Annotated in this window: 17 protein-coding genes and 4 pseudogenes; 4 read left to right on the top strand and 17 right to left on the bottom strand. The window is 43.2% G+C overall.

Going from position 1 to position 19,567, the window contains the following annotated elements:
- Nucleotides 1–9: 9 nt before the first annotated feature.
- The 5 genes and pseudogenes from pheS to thrS all read right to left on the bottom strand — a co-directional run bounded on the left by pheS (nucleotide 10) and on the right by thrS (nucleotide 4,307).
- Nucleotides 10–1,006, bottom strand: a pseudogene (gene pheS / locus ONZ52_RS22775) (phenylalanine--tRNA ligase subunit alpha).
- A gap of 129 nt (nucleotides 1,007–1,135) precedes the next feature.
- Nucleotides 1,136–1,492, bottom strand: coding sequence for a 50S ribosomal protein L20 (rplT, locus tag ONZ52_RS22770; RefSeq protein WP_012070283.1), 357 nt, complete (start codon nucleotides 1,490–1,492; stop codon nucleotides 1,136–1,138).
- 47 nt (nucleotides 1,493–1,539) lie between these two features.
- A complete protein-coding gene (gene rpmI / locus ONZ52_RS22765) occupies nucleotides 1,540–1,734 on the bottom strand; it encodes a 50S ribosomal protein L35 (RefSeq protein WP_111607288.1) in 195 nt (64 codons plus the stop codon).
- 93 nt (nucleotides 1,735–1,827) lie between these two features.
- Nucleotides 1,828–2,361, bottom strand: coding sequence for a translation initiation factor IF-3 (gene infC / locus ONZ52_RS22760; RefSeq protein ID WP_265220885.1), 534 nt, complete (start codon nucleotides 2,359–2,361; stop codon nucleotides 1,828–1,830).
- Nucleotides 2,362–2,369: 8 nt separating this feature from the next.
- Nucleotides 2,370–4,307, bottom strand: a complete 1,938-nt coding sequence (thrS, locus tag ONZ52_RS22755; protein WP_265220884.1) for a threonine--tRNA ligase — start codon at nucleotides 4,305–4,307, stop codon at nucleotides 2,370–2,372.
- A 238-nt stretch (nucleotides 4,308–4,545) separates the two neighbouring features.
- Between thrS and ONZ52_RS22750 the strand changes: the two genes are divergently transcribed.
- From ONZ52_RS22750 to ONZ52_RS22740, 3 genes are all read left to right on the top strand, one after another.
- On the top strand, nucleotides 4,546–5,172 hold the full coding sequence (locus ONZ52_RS22750; RefSeq protein ID WP_265220883.1) for an O-methyltransferase: 627 nt from the start codon (nucleotides 4,546–4,548) through the stop codon (nucleotides 5,170–5,172).
- Nucleotides 5,173–5,265: 93 nt separating this feature from the next.
- Entirely contained in the window at nucleotides 5,266–5,676 is a 411-nt protein-coding gene (locus ONZ52_RS22745) for a GIY-YIG nuclease family protein (RefSeq protein WP_265220882.1), read from the top strand.
- Nucleotides 5,636–5,962, top strand: a complete 327-nt coding sequence (locus ONZ52_RS22740) for a hypothetical protein (protein WP_265220881.1) — start codon at nucleotides 5,636–5,638, stop codon at nucleotides 5,960–5,962. Before ONZ52_RS22745 ends, ONZ52_RS22740 begins: the two co-directional genes overlap by 41 nt.
- Before the next feature lie 69 nt (nucleotides 5,963–6,031).
- Here the strand turns inward: ONZ52_RS22740 and ONZ52_RS22735 are convergent, their stop codons facing one another.
- The 4 genes from ONZ52_RS22735 to ppiC are packed head-to-tail and all read right to left on the bottom strand — an operon-like array spanning nucleotide 6,032 to nucleotide 8,788.
- Nucleotides 6,032–7,378: a class II 3-deoxy-7-phosphoheptulonate synthase gene (locus ONZ52_RS22735; RefSeq protein ID WP_265220880.1), complete on the bottom strand. Its 1,347-nt coding sequence runs from the start codon at nucleotides 7,376–7,378 to the stop codon at nucleotides 6,032–6,034.
- A gap of 33 nt (nucleotides 7,379–7,411) precedes the next feature.
- Entirely contained in the window at nucleotides 7,412–8,023 is a 612-nt protein-coding gene (locus ONZ52_RS22730) for a helix-turn-helix domain-containing protein (protein WP_111607282.1), read from the bottom strand.
- A gap of 37 nt (nucleotides 8,024–8,060) precedes the next feature.
- Nucleotides 8,061–8,486: a protein tyrosine phosphatase family protein gene (locus tag ONZ52_RS22725; RefSeq protein WP_265220879.1), complete on the bottom strand. Its 426-nt coding sequence runs from the start codon at nucleotides 8,484–8,486 to the stop codon at nucleotides 8,061–8,063.
- 23 nt (nucleotides 8,487–8,509) lie between these two features.
- Entirely contained in the window at nucleotides 8,510–8,788 is a 279-nt protein-coding gene (gene ppiC / locus ONZ52_RS22720) for a peptidylprolyl isomerase PpiC (RefSeq protein ID WP_321160400.1), read from the bottom strand.
- Between the two features lie 140 nt (nucleotides 8,789–8,928).
- Between ppiC and ONZ52_RS22715 the strand changes: the two genes are divergently transcribed.
- Nucleotides 8,929–9,726: a response regulator gene (locus ONZ52_RS22715; RefSeq protein ID WP_265220877.1), complete on the top strand. Its 798-nt coding sequence runs from the start codon at nucleotides 8,929–8,931 to the stop codon at nucleotides 9,724–9,726.
- An 86-nt stretch (nucleotides 9,727–9,812) separates the two neighbouring features.
- Here ONZ52_RS22715 and mutT read toward each other — a convergent pair whose 3' ends face one another.
- The 8 genes and pseudogenes from mutT to ONZ52_RS22675 all read right to left on the bottom strand — a co-directional run bounded on the left by mutT (nucleotide 9,813) and on the right by ONZ52_RS22675 (nucleotide 19,567).
- Entirely contained in the window at nucleotides 9,813–10,202 is a 390-nt protein-coding gene (gene mutT / locus ONZ52_RS22710; protein WP_265220876.1) for an 8-oxo-dGTP diphosphatase MutT, read from the bottom strand.
- Nucleotides 10,202–11,421 (bottom strand): annotated as a pseudogene (argJ, locus tag ONZ52_RS22705) (bifunctional glutamate N-acetyltransferase/amino-acid acetyltransferase ArgJ). Before argJ ends, mutT begins: the two are co-directional and overlap by 1 nt.
- 15 nt (nucleotides 11,422–11,436) lie before the next feature.
- A pseudogene (gene secA, locus ONZ52_RS22700) lies at nucleotides 11,437–14,140 on the bottom strand (preprotein translocase subunit SecA).
- Nucleotides 14,141–14,283: 143 nt separating this feature from the next.
- Complete coding sequence (gene lpxC, locus ONZ52_RS22695; RefSeq protein ID WP_111607275.1) at nucleotides 14,284–15,201, bottom strand: UDP-3-O-acyl-N-acetylglucosamine deacetylase; 918 nt, start codon at nucleotides 15,199–15,201, stop codon at nucleotides 14,284–14,286.
- A gap of 107 nt (nucleotides 15,202–15,308) precedes the next feature.
- The gene (gene ftsZ / locus ONZ52_RS22690) at nucleotides 15,309–16,541 is read right to left on the bottom strand and encodes a cell division protein FtsZ (RefSeq protein ID WP_265220875.1); all 1,233 of its coding nucleotides are present in this window, start codon (nucleotides 16,539–16,541) and stop codon (nucleotides 15,309–15,311) included.
- Between the two features lie 39 nt (nucleotides 16,542–16,580).
- On the bottom strand, nucleotides 16,581–17,852 hold the full coding sequence (gene ftsA / locus ONZ52_RS22685; RefSeq protein ID WP_265220874.1) for a cell division protein FtsA: 1,272 nt from the start codon (nucleotides 17,850–17,852) through the stop codon (nucleotides 16,581–16,583).
- A 75-nt stretch (nucleotides 17,853–17,927) separates the two neighbouring features.
- Nucleotides 17,928–18,608, bottom strand: a complete 681-nt coding sequence (locus ONZ52_RS22680) for a cell division protein FtsQ/DivIB (RefSeq protein ID WP_265220873.1) — start codon at nucleotides 18,606–18,608, stop codon at nucleotides 17,928–17,930.
- A gap of 3 nt (nucleotides 18,609–18,611) precedes the next feature.
- Nucleotides 18,612–19,567, bottom strand: a pseudogene (locus tag ONZ52_RS22675) (D-alanine--D-alanine ligase).

Raw genomic sequence — 19,567 nt, 5'->3', positions numbered from 1 at the left:
GTCGACTGGTTACTTGAACTGTTTAAGGAAACGCAAATCGTTCTCAAAAAACATACGAAGGTCATCCACTTTATAGCGCAGCATAGCGAAACGCTCTACCCCCATGCCAAAAGCGAAGCCTGTGTATTTTTCGGAATCAATTCCTGACATTTCAAGGACTTTCGGGTGCACCATGCCACAACCCAACACTTCCAACCAAGACTCTTCGCCCTTGCTATTCGTTCGCATGATATCCACTTCAATGGAAGGCTCAGTAAATGGGAAGTAGCTAGGACGAAAACGCACTTTCAAATCGTCTTCAAAGAAAACATTCAGAAATTGCTGCAAAATCCCCTTCAAATCTGCGAATGAAATATTTTCATCAATAAGCAGACCTTCAACCTGATGAAACATAGGCGTATGAGTCTGATCTGAATCACAACGATACACACGACCAGGGCAAATAATACGAATTGGCGGCTGAGTCGTTTCCATTGTGCGTACTTGAACTGGAGATGTATGCGTTCTTAGTACGGTTGATGGATTAAAATAGAAGGTATCTTGCATTGCACGTGCAGGGTGATGCGCAGGAATATTTAACGCTTCAAAGTTGTGATAATCGTCTTCAATTTCTGGCCCTGCAGCCACATCGAAACCAATACCACGGAAAAAAGTTCTCGATACGCTCCATGGTACGAGTCACAGGATGCAAGCCACCCACGTCCTGACCTTTACCAGACAAAGAAATATCAATTGTTTCGGTTGCTAATTTAGCGTTTAGTGCCGCTTCTGCAAGAAACTGTTTACGCTCAGTAATTTTTTCCTGAACTTGGTCTTTTGCTTCATTGACCATTTGACCGAATTTTGGTCGGTCCTCTGCAGAAACATTACCAAGCTGTTTCAACAAAGCAGTCAGAGCGCCCTTCTTACCCAAATAATGTACACGTACATCATCCAGAGCGGACTCACTCTCAGACGCAGCCACTGCGCTTAGCGCATCAGCAAGAATCTGCTTTAGGTTCTCCATTTACACACTCCAAAAAATAAAATAGGGGAAGAACCATTGGCTCTTCCCCTATCAAAGACTGCATTGAATGACTCGCTCTATTAAGATTACATCTATCAAGATTGAATCACCCTAAGGCTACGTCAGAAATTAAGCCAAGCTTACTTTCGCTTTTTCAACGATAGCAGCAAAAACTTCTTTCTCGTACACAGCTAGGTCAGCCAAAACCTTACGGTCAATTTCAATAGCTGCTTGTTTCAAGCCAGCAATGAAACGGCTGTAAGACAGACCATTGATACGTGCAGCAGCGTTAATACGAGCAATCCACAATGCGCGGAATTGACGTTTACGCTGACGACGGTCACGGTACTGATACTGACCAGCTTTGATAACAGCTTGTTTTGCTACACGAAATACACGGCTACGTGCACCGTAGTAACCTTTAGCTTGCTTTAAAATCTTTTTGTGACGGCGACGAGCCTGAACACCACGTTTTACGCGAGGCATAATATAAACCTTTTACTAATAAATTAATGAACTAAAAAAATCTAGACTTAGATGTATGGCAACATGCGTACAATAGACGCTTTATCGCACTGCGCGATCTGTCCCATAGGACGAAGATGACGCTTACGCTTAGTCGATTTTTTAGTCAAAATATGACTAGTATGAGACTGTTTATGTTTAAAACCATTCGCGGTACGTTTGAAGCGCTTAGCTGCGCCACTGTGTGACTTAATTTTGGACATGATAAAACCACTCTCGCATTCGTTAATGTTAGTGTAATTTTTCCATAGTTTAGTCTTTAAGAGCCGAAGCCCTTAAAGCCAAATTACTTAAAATTACTTCTTCTTTTTGGGGCCTAGCACCATAGTCAATTGACGACCTTCCATTTTCGCAGCTTGCTCTACTACACCATAATCTTCTAAGTCTGCTGCGACTCGATTCATAAGCTGCATACCAAGCTCCTGATGGGCCATTTCACGACCGCGGTATCGTAACGACACTTTGGCCTTATCCCCGCCTTCAAGGAAACGTATCAGGTTGCGGAGTTTCACCTGATAATCCCCTTCCTCCGTCCCTGGACGGAATTTCATTTCTTTAACCTGGATCTGCTTCGCATTTTTCTTTTGCGCAGCTTTCGCTTTCTTCGCTTCAAAAATATGCTTGCCGTAGTCCATGATTTTGCAAACAATCGGATCTGAATCAGCAATTTGCACTAAGTCTAAAGCAGCCTCTTGAGCTGCTTTTAGTGCCTCTTCAAGAGAGACAACGCCAACTTGTTCACCATCAGCAGCGATCAAACGCACTTCGGTAGCTCGAATGTTCTCGTTGATTAGAGGACGCTGCTTACTAGCGGTACGTCCACGATTCATATTACCTTTTATAGTACTATCTCCATTTCTTGTTTACGGCTACGGCGAGCAACTTCTTTTTGAAGCAAACCTTCAAATTCGGAAATACTCATCACTCCAAGATCTTCGCCAGTACGAGTACGAACAGCAACTTGTTTCTGCTCTACTTCTTTATCACCAACTACAATCATGTACGGCACTCGTTGAAGAGTATGCTCGCGGATTTTAAACCCGATCTTCTCGTTTCTCAAGTCAAGTTTTGCTCTAAAGCCATTTGAATTCAATGTTTTTGCCAAATCAGAGCAATAGTCTGCTTGGCGGTCTGTAATGTTCATGATAACAACTTGTTCAGGCGCAAGCCAGACCGGAAAGGCACCTTCTGTCTCTTCAATCAAAATACCGATAAAACGCTCAAGTGATCCTACTATCGCTCGGTGCAACATTACCGGCGTTTGGCGTGAACCATCTTCCGACACATATTGCGCACCCAAGCGAGTTGGCATTGAAAAATCTACCTGAATGGTGCCACATTGCCACACACGACCAATGGCATCTTTCAAAGAGAACTCAATTTTTGGTCCGTAGAAAGCACCTTCACCTGGCAACTCTTCCCATTCCAAACCGGCAGAATCCAAAGCGTCTGATAAAGATTTTTCAGCCTTATCCCAAACTTCATCTGATCCCACACGCTGTTCAGGACGAGTAGACAAGCGATAAATAATATTGTCAAAACCAAAGTCTGCATAAACTTCGTGCAACAAAGCAATAAATTCAGACACTTCTTGTTGAATTTGACCTTCAGTTACAAAAATATGACCATCGTCTTGAACGAAATTACGCACACGCATAATACCATGTAACGCACCAGAAGGCTCGTTACGGTGACAAGAGCCAAATTCCGCCATACGAAATGGTAAATCACGGTAACTTTTCAGCCCCTGATTATAAACCTGAATGTGGCAAGGACAGTTCATCGGTTTAACGGCATAATCACGATTTTCAGAATGCGTAGTAAACATATTCTCATGATATTTGCCCCAATGCCCAGATTTCTCCCACAGCACACGGTCAACAATTTGTGGTGTCTTCACCTCTTGATAGTGGTTATCAAGTTGCTTCTGACGCATGTATTGCTCAACGGCTTGGTATAGACGCCACCCTTTAGGATGCCAAAATACCATTCCAGGCGCTTCTTCTTGAAGATGAAAAAGATCTAATTTCTTACCTAACTTACGATGGTCGCGCTTTTCAGCTTCTTCGATTCGAGTTAAATAAGCGCTTAATTCTTTTTTATCATTCCACGCCGTTCCATAGATACGCTGTAGCATTTCATTATTAGAATCACCACGCCAGTATGCACCCGCCAGCTTCATCAACTTAAAGTGACGCAACACTCGAGTGTTTGGCACGTGAGGGCCACGACACATATCCATGTATTCTTGATGATGATACAAACCGACTTCTTTTACAGATTCGTCCATATCATCAATCAAGGCGACCTTATAGGTCTCGCCACGTTCAACAAATTGCTGACGCGCATCACCAATCGGTGTCATTTTCTTAACAACATCGTAATCGGTTTTAACCAACTCACCAATACGCTTTTCAATAGCCACCAAATCTTCTGGAGTAAAGGGGCGCTCATAAGCGATATCGTAATAGAACCCTTCATCAATCACAGGACCAATTGCCATTTCGGCAGTCGGGTATAGCTGCTTAACAGCATGCCCAACAAGGTGCGCAAAAGAGTGACGAATAATCTCTACACCCTCAGAATCCTTTCCAGTAATGATGCTTAAGGTAACGTCATCAGAAATCAGCTCACAGGCATCAACCAACTGACCATTTACACGACCAGCAACAGTGGCTTTAGCAAGACCTGGACCAATATCCTCAGCCACTTGCATGACAGTAACAGGATTTGAAAAAGAGCGTTGGCTGCCATCAGGCAAAGTAATTACAGGCATTTTATTCCCCTATCGGAGTCAGTGGTGCTCCATACCAAAGAGCACATGTAAATTTCAGCGCATAAATTAGCATTTTTCGATTATGCATGCGAATCTAATTTAATTGCTGTTTATAGTGGCGCTAAACAGTAACATACAAAAATCAAGCCTTTTTTCTGTCTTTAAGGCATAGACATTCTCTGCATGCAGAGTAAAATTAGCATCCGTTTCACACAGACTTCATTTATCAAAAGGCTCTATGGATCTTTCAACCCTTGACGACTACTGCATTGAGACTACTCAAGCAGAACCTGACCTATTAATTGAATTAGTTGAAAGAACTTATTCTGAAATGGGCTACCCGAACAAGTTATCAGGAAAAACCATTGGCCGCACCTTGAAGCTCCTGGCAAAAATAGCCCGACCTAAACGCGCACTAGAGATCGGTATGTTTACTGGTTATTCTGCACTCTCTATCGCCGAGGGCATGCCTAGCGATGGCAAACTCATTTGCTGTGAAACTAACCCTAGAGCGATTGAATTCGCTCAATCATTTTTTGATCGTAGCGAGCATGGCACAAAAATCCAAACGATTTTTGGCCCGGCGCTCGATACAATCGAATCCCTTGAAGGGGAATTTGACTTTGTCTTTATTGATGCCGATAAGCGCAACTATCTAAATTACTACCAAGCAGTACTACCGCTTGTTAAGTCTGGCGGCCTTATCATCATTGATAACTCCTTATGGCAAGGAAGAGTTCTAGACCCAAAAGAAAACAGCGACGTCGCTGTAAATCAGGTCAACCGCTTAATTGCGCAAGACACACGAGTTGAGAATGTTCATTTGAATGTTCGTGACGGTCTCAACATCGTCGTAAAACACTAAACCCATTTCTTATAAACCCCAGTCACCTTTGGATTACCTCTGGTGACTGGGGTTTATGTGCTATTAAAAGATATTACGTAAGAGGCAGCGATTTTGGTCGTTTTTAAAATCACAAATAACATCTCCGGCAAACACTACATTGGAACGTCTTTCAATAGTGGCTTCCAACGTTTCGAGCAGTACGTAGAAGCAACAAGCGAAGGTTTGGACTTTCCTTTATACAACGACATTAGGGAGAATGGCGTTGAAGCTTTTACAGTTGAAGAACTATTTGAAACAAGCGACAAAGAAGAGCTTTATGAATTAGAAACGGATTATATTTCTATTTATAACGGCGAAAGTTTGCGAGGCTATAAAATTGCGCAGACGGCTGAAAAATCCGTCAACCTAAACTTTGGCAAAAAAGCGCTATTTGATTCAAATGGCGTATCAACAGCAGAACAACCTAAAAAAGTAAGAAAAGTTGCGGAAAAAAACAGTAGAACTACCAAAAAAGACAATTGAGTCCGCCCCAACGGCCAAATCTTTTTTTGGCGAGCTTATCGGTGAAGACAGACTAGGAACACCTGTTGCTGCCGCGACTGAAAAGAAAAAAGCGCCCCCTCGCGCCAAAAGCAAAGCCAGCATTCAAAAAATGCTAAACGAGGCGGAAAGAGCCGCCAAAAAGGAACGCGAAGAAAAATTGAAGTCACAGCAACAAGCTGAAGCAGAAGAAATGGCACTCATCATGGCAAAAATTGATGTAACATCTAAATCTGCCACGTCTGCATTTCGTCGCCGTAAAGGCTGATCATCTCTGCAAATAAAAAGGCCCAGATTGATGACAATTCAATCTGGGCCTTTTTATGCTGTCAGCACATCACGCTCTTGCTTTTTTTAGCGTCTCAGAAATCATGAAAGCCAACTCTAAAGACTGATCTGCATTCAAACGAGGATCACAATGTGTGTGATATCGATCCGCCAAATCCGCTTCCGTCACCTCAAAGGCACCACCAACGCATTCAGTCACGTTTTGCCCTGTCATTTCAAAATGCACACCGCCGGCATAAGTACCTTCTGCATTGTGAACTTGGAAGAATTGCTGAACTTCTCTTAACACGTCATCTACACGGCGCGTTTTGTAGCCCGTTGATGCCTTTACTGTATTGCCGTGCATCGGATCACTACTCCAAACCACTTGCTTACCTTCGCGCTGAATGGCACGAATAAGCTTAGGCATTCCCTCCGCCACTTTATCAACACCCATCCTAACAATAATATTCAAACGACCGGCTTCATTCTCAGGGTTCAACACATCACACAGACGCAAAAGGTCCTCAGGATCCATAGATGGACCAGCTTTAACACCGATAGGATTTTTTACGCCGCGCAGAAATTCTACGTGTGCGCCATCCAACTGGCGAGTCCGGTCACCAATCCACAACATATGCGCGGAACAGTCGTACCAATCCCCCGTCAAGCTATCCTTACGAGTTAAAGATTGCTCATATGGCAACAACAGCGCTTCATGAGAAGTATAGAAATCTGTCTCTCTAAGTTGCGCTAAACCAGGACCTATACCACAAGCTTCCATAAACTGTAATGCATCATCTATCTTGTCGGCGACTCCTTGATAACGACTACCAGCTGGACTCGCACTTAAGAAATCTAAATTCCATTGATGCACCTGATGCAAATCTGCAAATCCACCCTGAGCAAAGGCACGAAGTAAATTCATGGTCGATGCACTTTGATTATAAACTTGCAGTAAACGCTCAGGATCTGGAACCCTAGCTTGCTCCGTAAACTCAATACCATTAATAATATCACCGCGATAACTCGGCAGCTCAACACCATTTATTGTCTCTGTTCCCGCCGATCTTGGTTTGGCAAACTGCCCAGCCATTCGCCCAACTTTAACAACTGGGCATTTACCGGCATAAGTCAAAACGACGGCCATTTGCAACATAACCTTAAACGTATCGCGAATATTATTCGCATGAAACTCCGCGAAACTCTCCGCACAATCCCCACCTTGCAGTAGAAATGACTGTCTATTGGCGACCTGCGCTAGGGCTTTTTTCAACTGCCGCGCCTCACCAGCAAAAACCAGCGGAGGCATTTTCCCTAATGTTTTCTCGACGTGAGCTAAATGCTCCGCATTAGGATAAACCGGCTGTTGTAGTGCCGTCTTTTCTCTCCAACTTGTCAATTCCCACTGCTTCATAATGTTCTACAACCTTCTTCTATAAATCACTTATTAACGGGCAACCACCCAAAGTATTTCTGCATCTTTTATTGATGTTGACACAACAGCATGCCCCATAGTGGCATCATAATACACACTGTCACCTTCTTTTAATTCAATTGGCTCATAGAGCTCAGAGAAAAAATTAATCTTTCCCTGCAATACCAACAGAAATTCTTCACCATCATGACGAACCCACTCTTTAAACTCGGTAAAAGATCTAGCTCGAACGGTTGTCTTAAAAGGCACCATCTTTTTACGACTAATGGAATAATTTAACAGCTCATGCTCATATGTCGCCGTCGGATGAGGCTCACCTTTACCTTTTCGAGTAATGTCACGCCTTCCCGCAATAGAATGCTCACTAGCCTCAACAAACAATTGCGGCAAATCCATTTCCAAGCCTTTAATCAGCTTCTGTACAATGGTAAAACTTGGCGACACTTGATCATTCTCAATTTTCGACAGTGTGGAACGAGCAATACCAGTTCTTTTACCCACCTCTTCAAGTGTCCAGCCTTTTGCAAGACGAATTTCTTTTACTCGCTTACCAAGCTCCAAAGGCTCAACAAATCGGTCTGGATCTGACGCGGTAGCAGTTTCTAGTGACGGACGACTAACCATAATTTCCCAATACTATTTTAAAAAAGCTCAAAAAAGTCTATTTAAGCAATGGAGCCATAGCAGACGTACAACGAGAAAGGTCAAACCCTTTACCTGATACCCTCTCGACCAGCTCGCTATAATCGACTCCCTTACTATTTTCTAACAACACCCACAAAACCGAAGAGCGCGTACCAGTTCGACAAAACGCCAAGGTCTTTTTCTCATTCAACAAAGCATGTCTCTGAAAATCAACTTGATCCTGAGAAAGTGCCGCCAAATTGATAGGGTTGCTAACATACTCCATACCTAAGGATTCAGCCACTGCACGTAAACTATCACCAGAAGGCTGATCATCCGATTCGGCCTCCGGACGATTATTAATGACTCGCTCAAATCCCTGCGCCTTAAGTAAAGCAATATCAGACTCAGTAAGCTGGGGCGCCACAAAATACAATTCATCAAGCTGAACAGGATGACTCATAGCCTTTCTCCTCTTATATAGACTCAGGAACGATATAACACTTTAATGAGATGAAAACCAAACTGGGTTTTAATCGGCCCTTGCACTTTTAATAAAGGCCCAGTAAAAACGGCTTTATCGAAAGCAGCAACCATATCACCTTTACGAAACTCACCAAGATCACCTCCCTTCTTGCCTGATGGGCAAGTAGAGAATTGCTTGGCTAATTTATGAAAATCGGCCCCCTTGTCTAATTTTTCTTTAAGCGACTCCGCTTCCGCCTTTGTTTTCACCAAAATATGACACGCACTTGCTGTCGACATCAAACCCCCTAACATTCAAATTTACTAGATAAAACATGTTAACCTATTTAGTATAATGGAATTCACTATAAGCAATCATTAAGCTTAAATTAGTCTGAGCAAAAAAAGCAGTATTAACATCAATATAGGCAGTTTTCAGTATGAGCAGCTACGCAGCAATAAGTGATCTTTCCTTTCTCCTTGTGGAACCCTCAGACACTCAAAAGAAAATCATCACCAAAGCACTGGAAGAAGCAGGCATAAGAAAAATAGACTATGCAAACAATATCCAAGAAACCATAGAATCGCTGGCGTCATTCCCACCCGATCTAGTTATCTCATCCATGTACTTACCTGATGGCAGTGCCAATGATTTAATTGACAAAATCAGAGCCAATCAAGAAACAGAAAACCAATGTTTCATGCTCATTTCCAGCGAGCGTAACAGAGATCACCTCGAACACTTAAGACAGTCTGGCGTTCTTGCCATACTTCCCAAGCCTTTTAGTAAAACAGACTTACAACGAGCCATTTACGCAACTCTGGATCTTATCGTAGAAGAGGAAATAGACCTAGAAATGTTCGATCCCAAAATGCTACGTGTGCTAGTGACCGATGATAGCCTTATGGCTCGAAAGCACGTCAGCAGAACACTCAATACGATGGGAATAGAAGACATTCAATTCGCAGAAAATGGCAAAGAAGCCATCGAACTACTCAGTAAAATGGAATTTGACCTAATTGTGACAGACTATAATATGCCAGAAATGGATGGCCGAGAACTGACCGAAGCAGTGCGAAGAGACCCCGCACTAGCCCATATCCCAATCCTAATGGTAAGCTCAAACTCAGAAGATAGCCAATTATCAAATATAGCCCAAGAAGGTGTGGATGCGATATGTGGTAAACCTTTTGAACCCAGCGTCGTCAGAAAACTGCTGGCTAAAATACTCAGCTAAAATAAAAAAAGAGCTTCAATTTGAAGCTCTTTTTTTACCTACACGGCGCTTAATATCAGCACACTGACTCACAGTCTACGCTTGTACTATTTTACTTCCGCTATCAAAGCTTCAACAATAACTTTGTTTGCCTCAGGAAACTCATAAGACAGCAAATCAGACACTATCACCCAGCGCACCTCTTGCCCTTCTTTACCCATTGGCTCACCTTCAAAACCAGTGACTTTATAGAAATGCAATTCAACTTGTTTATCACCGTAATCATGCGAGATCGTTTTAAAAAAAGAATACTCCGTTACGGCAATACCACATTCCTCTTTTAATTCACGCACCAAGGCAACATCGACAGCCTCGGAAGGCTCACATTTGCCACCAGGAAACTCCCACAGATTACCTTGATGCTGATTCGATTGTCTAAGGGCAATAAAAACAGAACCATTCCGAAGAATGACCCCAGCCGCTACTTTCACCAACATTAGGTGCGATACTCTGCGTTGATAGTAACGTATTCATGAGAAAAATCTGTCGTCCAAACCACGTCAGATTCGTCTCCCATACCTAGATCAAGCACTATATGAATTTCTTGTGGCGCCATAGCTTGCTTACCGTGCTCCTCCAAATAATCTGGAGAACGACCACCATTACGAGCCACCTCAAAACCATTGATATGCAACTGCACTTTATCAACATCCAAATCTTGCACACCAGCACGACCCACAACGGCTAAAATGCGCCCCCAGTTTGGATCAGAAGCAAACAATGCCGTCTTAACCAAAGGCGAATGTGCAATTTCAAATGCCGTTTTGGTTGCATCAGACTGAATAGCAGCACCGACAACCTCAACCGTCACAAATTTCGTCGCCCCTTCGCCATCTCGAACGATCGCATGAGCCAACTCTTGCATCACTTCGGTAAATGCCACAATAAAGGCTTGAGCAAGAGGCTCATCGACAGACGTTACTTTAGCATTACCCGCCACGCCTGTCGCAATGGCAACGCAAGAATCATTGGTTGACGTATCACTATCAATAGTAATGCGGTTAAAACTTTTATTAACAACGTCTTTCAGTATTGACTGGAGCACTGAAACATCCATAGCAATATCGCTACACACGTATCCCAGCATAGTCGCCATATTAGGACGAATCATACCCGCGCCTTTTGAAATACCCGCAATACTGTAAGTTTTGCCTTCAAAATCAAAAGTACGAATCGACCCCTTTGGCAGAGTATCGGTCGTCATGATACCAACACCGGCTGAATGCCAGTTATTTGCCGACAAGTTAGCTAACGCAGCAGGAATAGCAGCAATAATCTTATCAACCGGCAGCGGCTCACCAATAACACCCGTTGAAAACGGCAGGATGGCTTCTACGTTCACGCCTGTTTGATCAGCCAGAAACTCACACGTCTTTAACGCAGTAGCCAAACCTAATTTGCCCGTTCCTGCGTTAGCATTACCGGTATTAATCAGCAAATAGCGACTTCCAGACAACCCCAAATGCTGCTGGCAAATTCTAACAGGAGCAGCACAAAAAGCGTTTTGAGTAAAACACCCGCTACCGATGCGCCTTCACATACTTCAAAAATAACGACATCTTTTTTATTCGGTCTTTTGATACCCGCTTCAGCAACACCTATCCGAATCCCTTTTATTTCTGGGATAGCTGGAAAATCATGTAATCCTACCGCCATTTAAACACTCTCCAATTAAATCAGACGACCGTGACATTGTTTGTATTTTTTACCTGAGCCGCATGGACACGGTTCATTTCGACCCACTTTAGGATACTCCTGAGAATCATCCGCGCTTGCAGGAGAGTCAGACAGTGCATCCAAAGAATCATGGATCATGCTCATCGTCATTTTCTCTTCTTGCTTTCTACGGGCCTCTTCAATTTTCGAAGCCTCTTCAGCCGACTGAACTTTCACACGAGTAATGATTTGAATCACTTCAAACTTAATTTGCTCTAACAAACCCTGAAATAATTCAAACGCCTCACGCTTATATTCTTGCTTAGGATTTTTCTGCGCGTAACCACGTAGATGAATACCCTGTCTCAGCATATCCATGGTTTGCAAATGCTCTTTCCACAAGGTATCGAGCACCTGTAAAAGCACCTGCTTTTCAAACGATCTAAATGGCTGCTCACCTGCAATCGCTTCTTTCGCTTGATAATCTTCTAAGAAGCTGTCCAATATCTTCTGACGTAATGGCTCCTCATATAGCTTCTTATCCTCTTCAACCCATTTAACAATAGGCAAAGACAAACCAAATTCATTGCGAATTTTTTCTTCCAAACCTGGAAGATCCCACATATCAAAGATACTTTGCGGCGGAATAAACTCATCAATCAGCCCTGCCACTACCTCTTCACGCATCGCTAAAATGGCTTCAGATAGATCTTCAGACACCATCATTTCAAAACGCTGGCGGTATATAACCTGTCTTTGATCGTTAGCAACGTCATCATATTCCAACAACTGCTTACGAATATCAAAGTTACGACCCTCGACTTTACGCTGGGCTTTTTCAATCGCGTTGGAAACCATCTTATGCTCAATGGCCTCACCTTTTTCCATACCGAGCGCCATCATCATCTTTTTAATACGATCAGACATAAAAATGCGCATTAAGTTGTCTTCAAGGGACAAGTAGAAACGAGACGACCCCACATCGCCCTGACGACCAGCACGACCACGTAACTGATTGTCTATACGTCGTGATTCGTGACGCTCAGTACCAATAATATGCAAACCACCTGCCGCCAAAACAGACTCGTTACGCATTTTCCAGTCAGCTTTTAACGCGTCAATACGCTCTTGACTGGCGTTTTCGCCTAACTGCGCCAACTCAACCTGTAAATTACCACCTAACACAATGTCAGTACCACGGCCAGCCATGTTTGTCGCAATGGTAACCGCCCCTGGACGCCCCGCTTCAGCAACAATTTCAGCTTCACGCTCATGCTGCTTCGCATTCAAAACATTATGCTTAACATTCTTTTTAAGAAGATAATTAGAAAGGAGCCTCTGAATAATCAATAGAAGCGGTACCCACCAAAACAGGTCGGCCTTGTTTTACATTCTCTTCAATGTCCAACACAATGGCTTCAAACTTGTCCTCCGTTGACATGTAAATCAAATCATTGAAGTCTTTACGCTGCACTTGGCGATTGGTCGGAATAACAATGACCGACAATCCGTATATTTGCTGAAACTCAAACGCCTCGGTATCAGCCGTACCTGTCATACCAGACAGTTTTTCATACAAACGGAAGTAATTCTGAAAAGTGGTTGAGGCAAGCGTTTGACTTTCCGCTTGGATAGTCACACCCTCTTTTGCTTCAACCGCCTGATGAATCCCCTCAGACCAACGACGACCAGCCATAGTTCGACCAGTATGTTCATCCACGATGACAATCTGATCACCTTGAATAACATAATCTACGTTCTTCTTGAAAATCACATGAGCTTTTAAACAGGCATGCACATGATGCAAAAGAGAAAGATTACCTGCCGCGTAGAGGCTCTCTCCTTCAGCTAACATCCCTTGTTCAACCAGCCAATTTTCAACAAACGAGTGACCATCTTCAGTCAATTCAATACTGCGTTGTGATTCATCAAAAATATAGTGTCCGGTGGACTCTTCAGTCTCGCTCTCTTCTTGTTTGACCAGAAGAGGAGCAAGCATATTGATTTTTCGATACTGCTCAGAACTGTCTTCAACCGCACCGGAAATAATGAGCGGCGTTCTGGCCTCATCGATCAAGATAGAGTCAACCTCATCGACAACAGAAAAATGCAAATCACGCTGCACACGATCTTCTAAACGAAAGACCATATTGTCACGCAGGTAATCAAAACCAAATTCGTTATTAGTACCGTATGTAATGTCACACAGATAAGCCGCTTTTTTATCGTCACGGTCTTGTCCGGAAAAAACCACACCGACACTCATGTCTAGAAACTCATAAAGAGGTCTCATCCAGTTAGCATCACGCTTCGCCAGATAATCGTTCACTGTGACAACATGGACACCTTTAGAGGATAAAGCGTTTAGGTATACAGCCAATGTCGCAACCAGCGTTTTACCTTCACCCGTCCGCATTTCTGCAATCTTGCCTTCGTTAAGCACCATCCCGCCAATGAGCTGTACGTCAAAATGACGCATTCCCATTACACGCTGACTGGCTTCTCGGACAACAGCAAATGCCTCCGGTAAAATAGAATCCAGTGATTCCCCTTTATCAAGACGATCACGAAATTCACTGGTTTTCCCAGATAGATCATCATCAGATAACTTATGGAAGGACTCTTCAAGTTGATTAATTTGTACAACGATTTTTCTGTATCGTTTAACTTCTCGGTCATTCTTTGTGCCGACAATTTTTTTAATTACAGTTCCTAACATCTTGAACTCATCGTAGCCAATTAGTAATAAAGACAGTCTATCATGGTAATGTGTGACAAAACATGAAATATCAAGGACCTAAATACAAAAAAACCAGACATATAGTCTGGTTTTTCACAATCCGATCAAGAATTAATCACTTACTAAGCACCAACAAATGCTGGCTCTACATAAGAAATCGGATTCATTTGAGCTTCATCTTCAAATACCACGTATTCCCAAGCATCTTGATGCTCAAGTAATGCCAGCAAAAGCTTGTTGTTTAGGGCATGACCTGATTTGTAAGCTTTGTACTCACCAATAAGGCTGTGCCCGAGAAGATACAGATCACCAATCGCATCCAATATCTTGTGGCGCACTAACTCATCGCGGTAACGTAAACCTTCATCGTTTAAAACACGGTAGTCATCAAGAACGATGGCATTTTCCATGTTTGCTCCACGAGCAAGATTATTGTTTTTAAAGTACTCAAGATCCTTCATAAAACCAAATGTTCTTGCACGACTAATCTCTTTAACAAAAGTTGTCGTTGAAAAATCAAATGATGTGCTCTGAACATCTTCACCAATGGCTGGATGCTGAAAGTCAATAGTAAAGGACAAACGAAAACCTGAGTGAGGCTCCAAAGAAGCAAACTTATCACCTTCATCAACGCGAATCGGTTTTTTGACTCGAATGAATCGTTTCAAAGCATTTTGCGCTTCTAGACCAGCTGACTGCAGAAGAAAAACAAAGGGACTAGCACTTCCATCCATAAGCGGAATCTCACTAGCACTCACTTCCACATAAGCGTTATCAACACCTAATCCTGCCATGGCAGACAACAAATGCTCTACAGTACTAACCTTCACATCACCTTGACATAAAGCCGTAGCAAAATTTGTTGACCCAACTGCTCGTGCATCACCATGAATCTCAACAACTGGATCCAAGTCTGTACGAACAAATATGATACCTGTATTAACAGGGGCAGGCTTTAGTGTCAAATACACCTTTTCGCCAGAGTGAAGTCCCACTCCAGTTGCTCGAATAATGTTTTTTAGTGTGTGTTGGCGTACCATTATATTCCTACATTTTTATGACTGGATACTATTCTTATAAAAAATAGTATCAATAACACATTTTTTATACAATCCAACATACTGATATTGCATCGTTTTTACTCAAACTAGTCAGCTTGACGACGTAAAAATGCCGGAATGTCCAAATACGATAATTTATCGCCACCTGAAATCGAAGTTGAATCTACTGACTCATTCTTCTCACTCAAGCCTTTCTCCACCTTTTCCACCTTCATCGTAGATGAAGGCTTCGACACAGGCTGAGCAACAGCCGCTTTTACATCGCTACTACTTTCAGCAGATTGCCCGACCTTTGCCATAACCGGTTGAGAGACAACAGATTCACCAACAGCAGATTGAATTTCAGCTGTAGAGCGACCCTCTAAACCAGTTGCAACCACCGTGACTCGCATTTCATCCCCTACACTAGGATCAATTGCACAACCAATCACGACAGTAGCGTCTTCAGACGCATATTCTTCAATAATCGCACCAACCTCAGTAAACTCAGACAAACCAACTTCTTCGTTAGCAGTAATGTTTACCAGCACGCCTCGCGCACCTCTGAGATTAATATCTTCCAATAACGGGTTATGAATTGCGGCCTCAGCAGCCACTCTTGCTCTATCGTCACCAGAAGCAGACCCTGTCCCCATCATCGCCATCCCCATCTCAGACATAACCGTTCTTACATCTGCAAAGTCAACGTTGATTAAACCTGGTCGCATAATCAAATCTGTTATCCCTTGAACCGCATTAAACAAAACGTTATTCGCCTCGCCAAATGCCTTCAACAACGAAATATTCTTACCTAAAACAGGCAAAAGACGCTCATTTGGAACCGTGATCAAAGAGTCGACATTTTCTCGCAACTCTCTTACACCATCTTCTGCTACTCTGGCACGACGACGGCCTTCAAAAGGAAAAGGCTTAGTTACAACAGCAACCGTCAGTATGCCGAGTTCACGAGCGACTTTTGCAATTACTGGCGCAGCCCCCGTTCCTGTACCACCGCCCATACCAGCCGTGATAAACACCATGTCAGCACCCGTAAGTAACTGGGTGATTTTTTCCTGATCTTCCAGAGCAGAATCACGACCAACCTCTGGATTGGCACCAGCCCCTAACCCCTTGGTGATAGTTGAGCCTAACTGCAAAGAAACACCCGTTTCGAAACCGATTAGTGCTTTTGAATCCGTGTTGGCACAAATAAACTCAACACCTTCCAATCGATTTTCGAGCATGTGACGAACAGCATTACCACCGCCACCGCCAACACCAATTACTTTTATAACAGCGTTATCTGATAGATTATCTTCGGCTAAATCAAAGACATTCATGGGCTTATCGCTCCTCAATAAATTCATAATCAATTCTGACTAAATATAACTTTGAAACCAGTGTTTTAATTTCTGCCACGCCTTCGCTGCACTGAAAGATGGTCCGATTTCTTTAGGAGCCAGAACTGATGTTTCTCGTTTAGTTTGCGTCTTAGACATCATCCGTTTCGAGATTTCAGTTACGTCAGCCTCTTTACTACCATAAGCCAATAATCCAACGCTTGTTGAATATATAGGGTTATCGACAATGTCAGACATTCCTTTAGTACAATCTGGTAAAGATAATCGAACTGGCATCTGAAATACCTTTTCTGCCAGCTCTGCCGCACCTTCCATAAGCGACGTCCCCCCAGTAATTACAATGCCTGCAGGGATTCGCTCGGCATAACCGCTGCGTCTTAACTCATCTAAAATTAAATTGTAAATTTCTTCATATCGAGCCTCAACCACCTCAGTCAAAGCATGACGAGTGATGGATCTTGGCTGACGATCGCCCACACTGGGTACTTGCAAAACCTGATCTGCAGACGCCATTGAGGACATAGCACAAGCATATTTTACTTTAATCTCTTCAGCATGTTGGGTCGGGGTGCGCAAAGCCATTGAAATATCATTGGTCACCTGATCACCTGCGACAGGCACAACGGCAGTATGGTGTAACGCACCATCAAGCCAGACAGCAATATCAGATGTTCCGGCACCAATATCAATCAAGCACACACCCAAATCTTTTTCATCTTCACTCAAAGATGACTCACTGGAAGCTAGCTGAGACAAAATAACACCATCTACTCCCAGTCCACAGCGCTTAATACACTTCTCAACATTCATGACGGCGTTAACCGCACCAGAAATCAAATGCACATTCGCTTCAAGACGTACACCAGACATACCCAGAGGATCTTTGATACCTTCTTGAGAGTCTATATGGTATTCCTGAGGCAAAATATGCAACACTCGCTGGTCAGAGGAAATCGGCACAGCTTGAGCCGCATCAATCACTCGATCAATATCTTCTTTTTGCACTTCACCATTTTTAACAGCAACAATGCCATGCGAGTTCAAGCTTCGAATATGGCTACCTGCCACACTGACATAAACTGAATGTATGTTACAACCCGCCATTAGCTCCGCCTCTTCAACTGCACGTTGAATCGATTGAACCGTTGACTCTATGTTTATAACAACACCACGCTTCATGCCTTTTGAACTATGAGAGCCAATACCGACAATTTCCAAACTACCATCAGCCAGAACTTCGCCAACCAAACAAATAACTTTCGATGTGCCTACATCCAAACCGACTATCATTTCACCTTCCCGGCATCACGTGTTGTTATGACAAGCCCTTCATTACTGTTTAAAAAAGCAACAAACAGGCCAATATCATTTATTTTGCTTCCAACCTACCGCTATCCCATGAGGATAACGAGCATCGACTGATGTTATTTGGTCTATTCTACCCGATAAATCACTCTTATACACGGCTATAAAGCGCTGTAATCTTTCTAAAATATCCTCTCTACCTAGCTTAACCTCTACACCATTGGTAAAAATGATATTCCAAGCGCCCCTTGGCTCTAAAGTAAGAGTAGCAACACGCAAAGAAGTAGAAGCAAGCACCTGACTAATCAGACCGAACTGCTCAAGCACAATACCGCTGGAATCTTCTGGACCATAAAACCGAGTAAGCGGCAAATCTGGTAGCTTAGGCGGCGCAATAATAACCGCCGAGGTGGAGATCAATTGCCCATCTCCCCAGTATGCAAGAGGCGTATGCTCATGAACAAGGACCTGCAACGTATTTGGCCAAACTTTACGAATCTCTGCACTTGCCACCCATTCTGATGACAAAACAACATCCATCACACTCGACAAAGAGACACTCAAAAGACTCTGACCCAACAAAGAAGAATAATCGGACTGCAACTCTTCTTTCGTTGCATATTTTAGTTGCCCCTTAATTTCAATCTTTTGAATAGCAAACCAGGTATCGGGGGAATCATCGCCCTGAAAAGTGGCAACGATTATCAATAAAACCGCCCCTATTAGTGCCGCTATTCTCATAAATCAATCACGCCCTACTTTATCCCAAGCATTTTGCGCAATTTTTTCGACTAAAGAAGCATAATCAATCCCCACATATTTAGCCGCCATAGGGACCAAACTGTGCGATGTCATCCCAGTGCGCTGTATTAACCTCCAACACCCAAAACACACCCGCTTGATCACGCATTACATCCACACGCCCCCAACCAGAACAACCCAATGAGCGATATGCATCTAGCGCCAACATTTGCAATTCATTTTCATCATCTTCATTCAATCCACACGGCAATAGATACTGCGTATCATTTGCTATGTACTTCGCCTCATAATCATAAAGCTTATGCTCTGGAGCAGGCTTTAAACCTATTGGCGGATAAGCAACATCATCAATAATCGTAATCGTGAATTCAGGCCCATCAATAAACTCTTCAACCAAGATGTCAGAATCATATTCAAGCGCCTTCAAAAGAGCCTCATCGAGCCTCAGATCGATTCATCGCTTTGTTAATACCAATGGTAGAACCTTCTCTAGAAGGCTTAACAATCATTGGGTAAGACATTTGTTGCTCAATCACATCGGCATCTGCATGATTGACAAAAGACAAATAAGCCGGTGTCGGAATGCCAATACCACTCCAAAAACGTTTCGTTAAGACCTTGTCCATTGCAAGACCACATGACAAAGGTGAACTTCCTGTGTAGGGCTTGCCGAGCATTTCAAGCAATGCCTGAACTCGCCCGTCCTCCCCTTCACCGCCGTGAAGAGCAATAAAAGCCAGATCAAACTCAATCGATTGCAACTGGACAATAGGATCGAATGACGCATCAGGCCCATAAAGGTCGAGCTCGACAACATTAAATCCTTTTGAACGCAGCCCTTCTGCCACCAGAGGCCCACTCTGCATGGAAACATCGCGCTCAGCAGAGCGCCCACCATAAATCACTGCGATAACGGAATCTTTAAGTGTTTGAACCAT

Origin of the sequence: Marinomonas rhodophyticola (genome assembly GCF_026113935.1) — a bacterium.
Lineage (GTDB): Bacteria > Pseudomonadota > Gammaproteobacteria > Pseudomonadales > Marinomonadaceae > Marinomonas > Marinomonas rhodophyticola.
This window is presented reverse-complemented; position numbering and strand designations above follow the sequence as displayed.

Excerpts from the sequence above, each read along its gene's own strand:
- mutT (WP_265220876.1), bottom strand. The coding sequence starts at position 10,202 with ATGTTGGTGAAAGTAGCGGCTGGGGTCATTCTTCGGAATGGTTCTGTT.
- rplT (WP_012070283.1), bottom strand. The coding sequence starts at position 1,492 with ATGCCTCGCGTAAAACGTGGTGTTCAGGCTCGTCGCCGTCACAAAAAG.
- rpmI (WP_111607288.1), bottom strand. The coding sequence starts at position 1,734 with ATGTCCAAAATTAAGTCACACAGTGGCGCAGCTAAGCGCTTCAAACGT.
- ONZ52_RS22715 (WP_265220877.1), top strand. The coding sequence starts at position 8,929 with ATGAGCAGCTACGCAGCAATAAGTGATCTTTCCTTTCTCCTTGTGGAA.
- ONZ52_RS22725 (WP_265220879.1), bottom strand. The coding sequence starts at position 8,486 with ATGAGTCATCCTGTTCAGCTTGATGAATTGTATTTTGTGGCGCCCCAG.
- ONZ52_RS22730 (WP_111607282.1), bottom strand. The coding sequence starts at position 8,023 with ATGGTTAGTCGTCCGTCACTAGAAACTGCTACCGCGTCAGATCCAGAC.
- thrS (WP_265220884.1), bottom strand. The coding sequence starts at position 4,307 with ATGCCTGTAATTACTTTGCCTGATGGCAGCCAACGCTCTTTTTCAAAT.
- ONZ52_RS22735 (WP_265220880.1), bottom strand. The coding sequence starts at position 7,378 with ATGAAGCAGTGGGAATTGACAAGTTGGAGAGAAAAGACGGCACTACAA.
- ONZ52_RS22680 (WP_265220873.1), bottom strand. The coding sequence starts at position 18,608 with ATGAGAATAGCGGCACTAATAGGGGCGGTTTTATTGATAATCGTTGCC.
- ONZ52_RS22750 (WP_265220883.1), top strand. The coding sequence starts at position 4,546 with ATGGATCTTTCAACCCTTGACGACTACTGCATTGAGACTACTCAAGCA.
- ftsZ (WP_265220875.1), bottom strand. The coding sequence starts at position 16,541 with ATGAATGTCTTTGATTTAGCCGAAGATAATCTATCAGATAACGCTGTT.
- lpxC (WP_111607275.1), bottom strand. The coding sequence starts at position 15,201 with ATGGTACGCCAACACACACTAAAAAACATTATTCGAGCAACTGGAGTG.
- ftsA (WP_265220874.1), bottom strand. The coding sequence starts at position 17,852 with ATGATAGTCGGTTTGGATGTAGGCACATCGAAAGTTATTTGTTTGGTT.
- ppiC (WP_321160400.1), bottom strand. The coding sequence starts at position 8,788 with ATGTCGACAGCAAGTGCGTGTCATATTTTGGTGAAAACAAAGGCGGAA.
- infC (WP_265220885.1), bottom strand. The coding sequence starts at position 2,361 with ATGAATCGTGGACGTACCGCTAGTAAGCAGCGTCCTCTAATCAACGAG.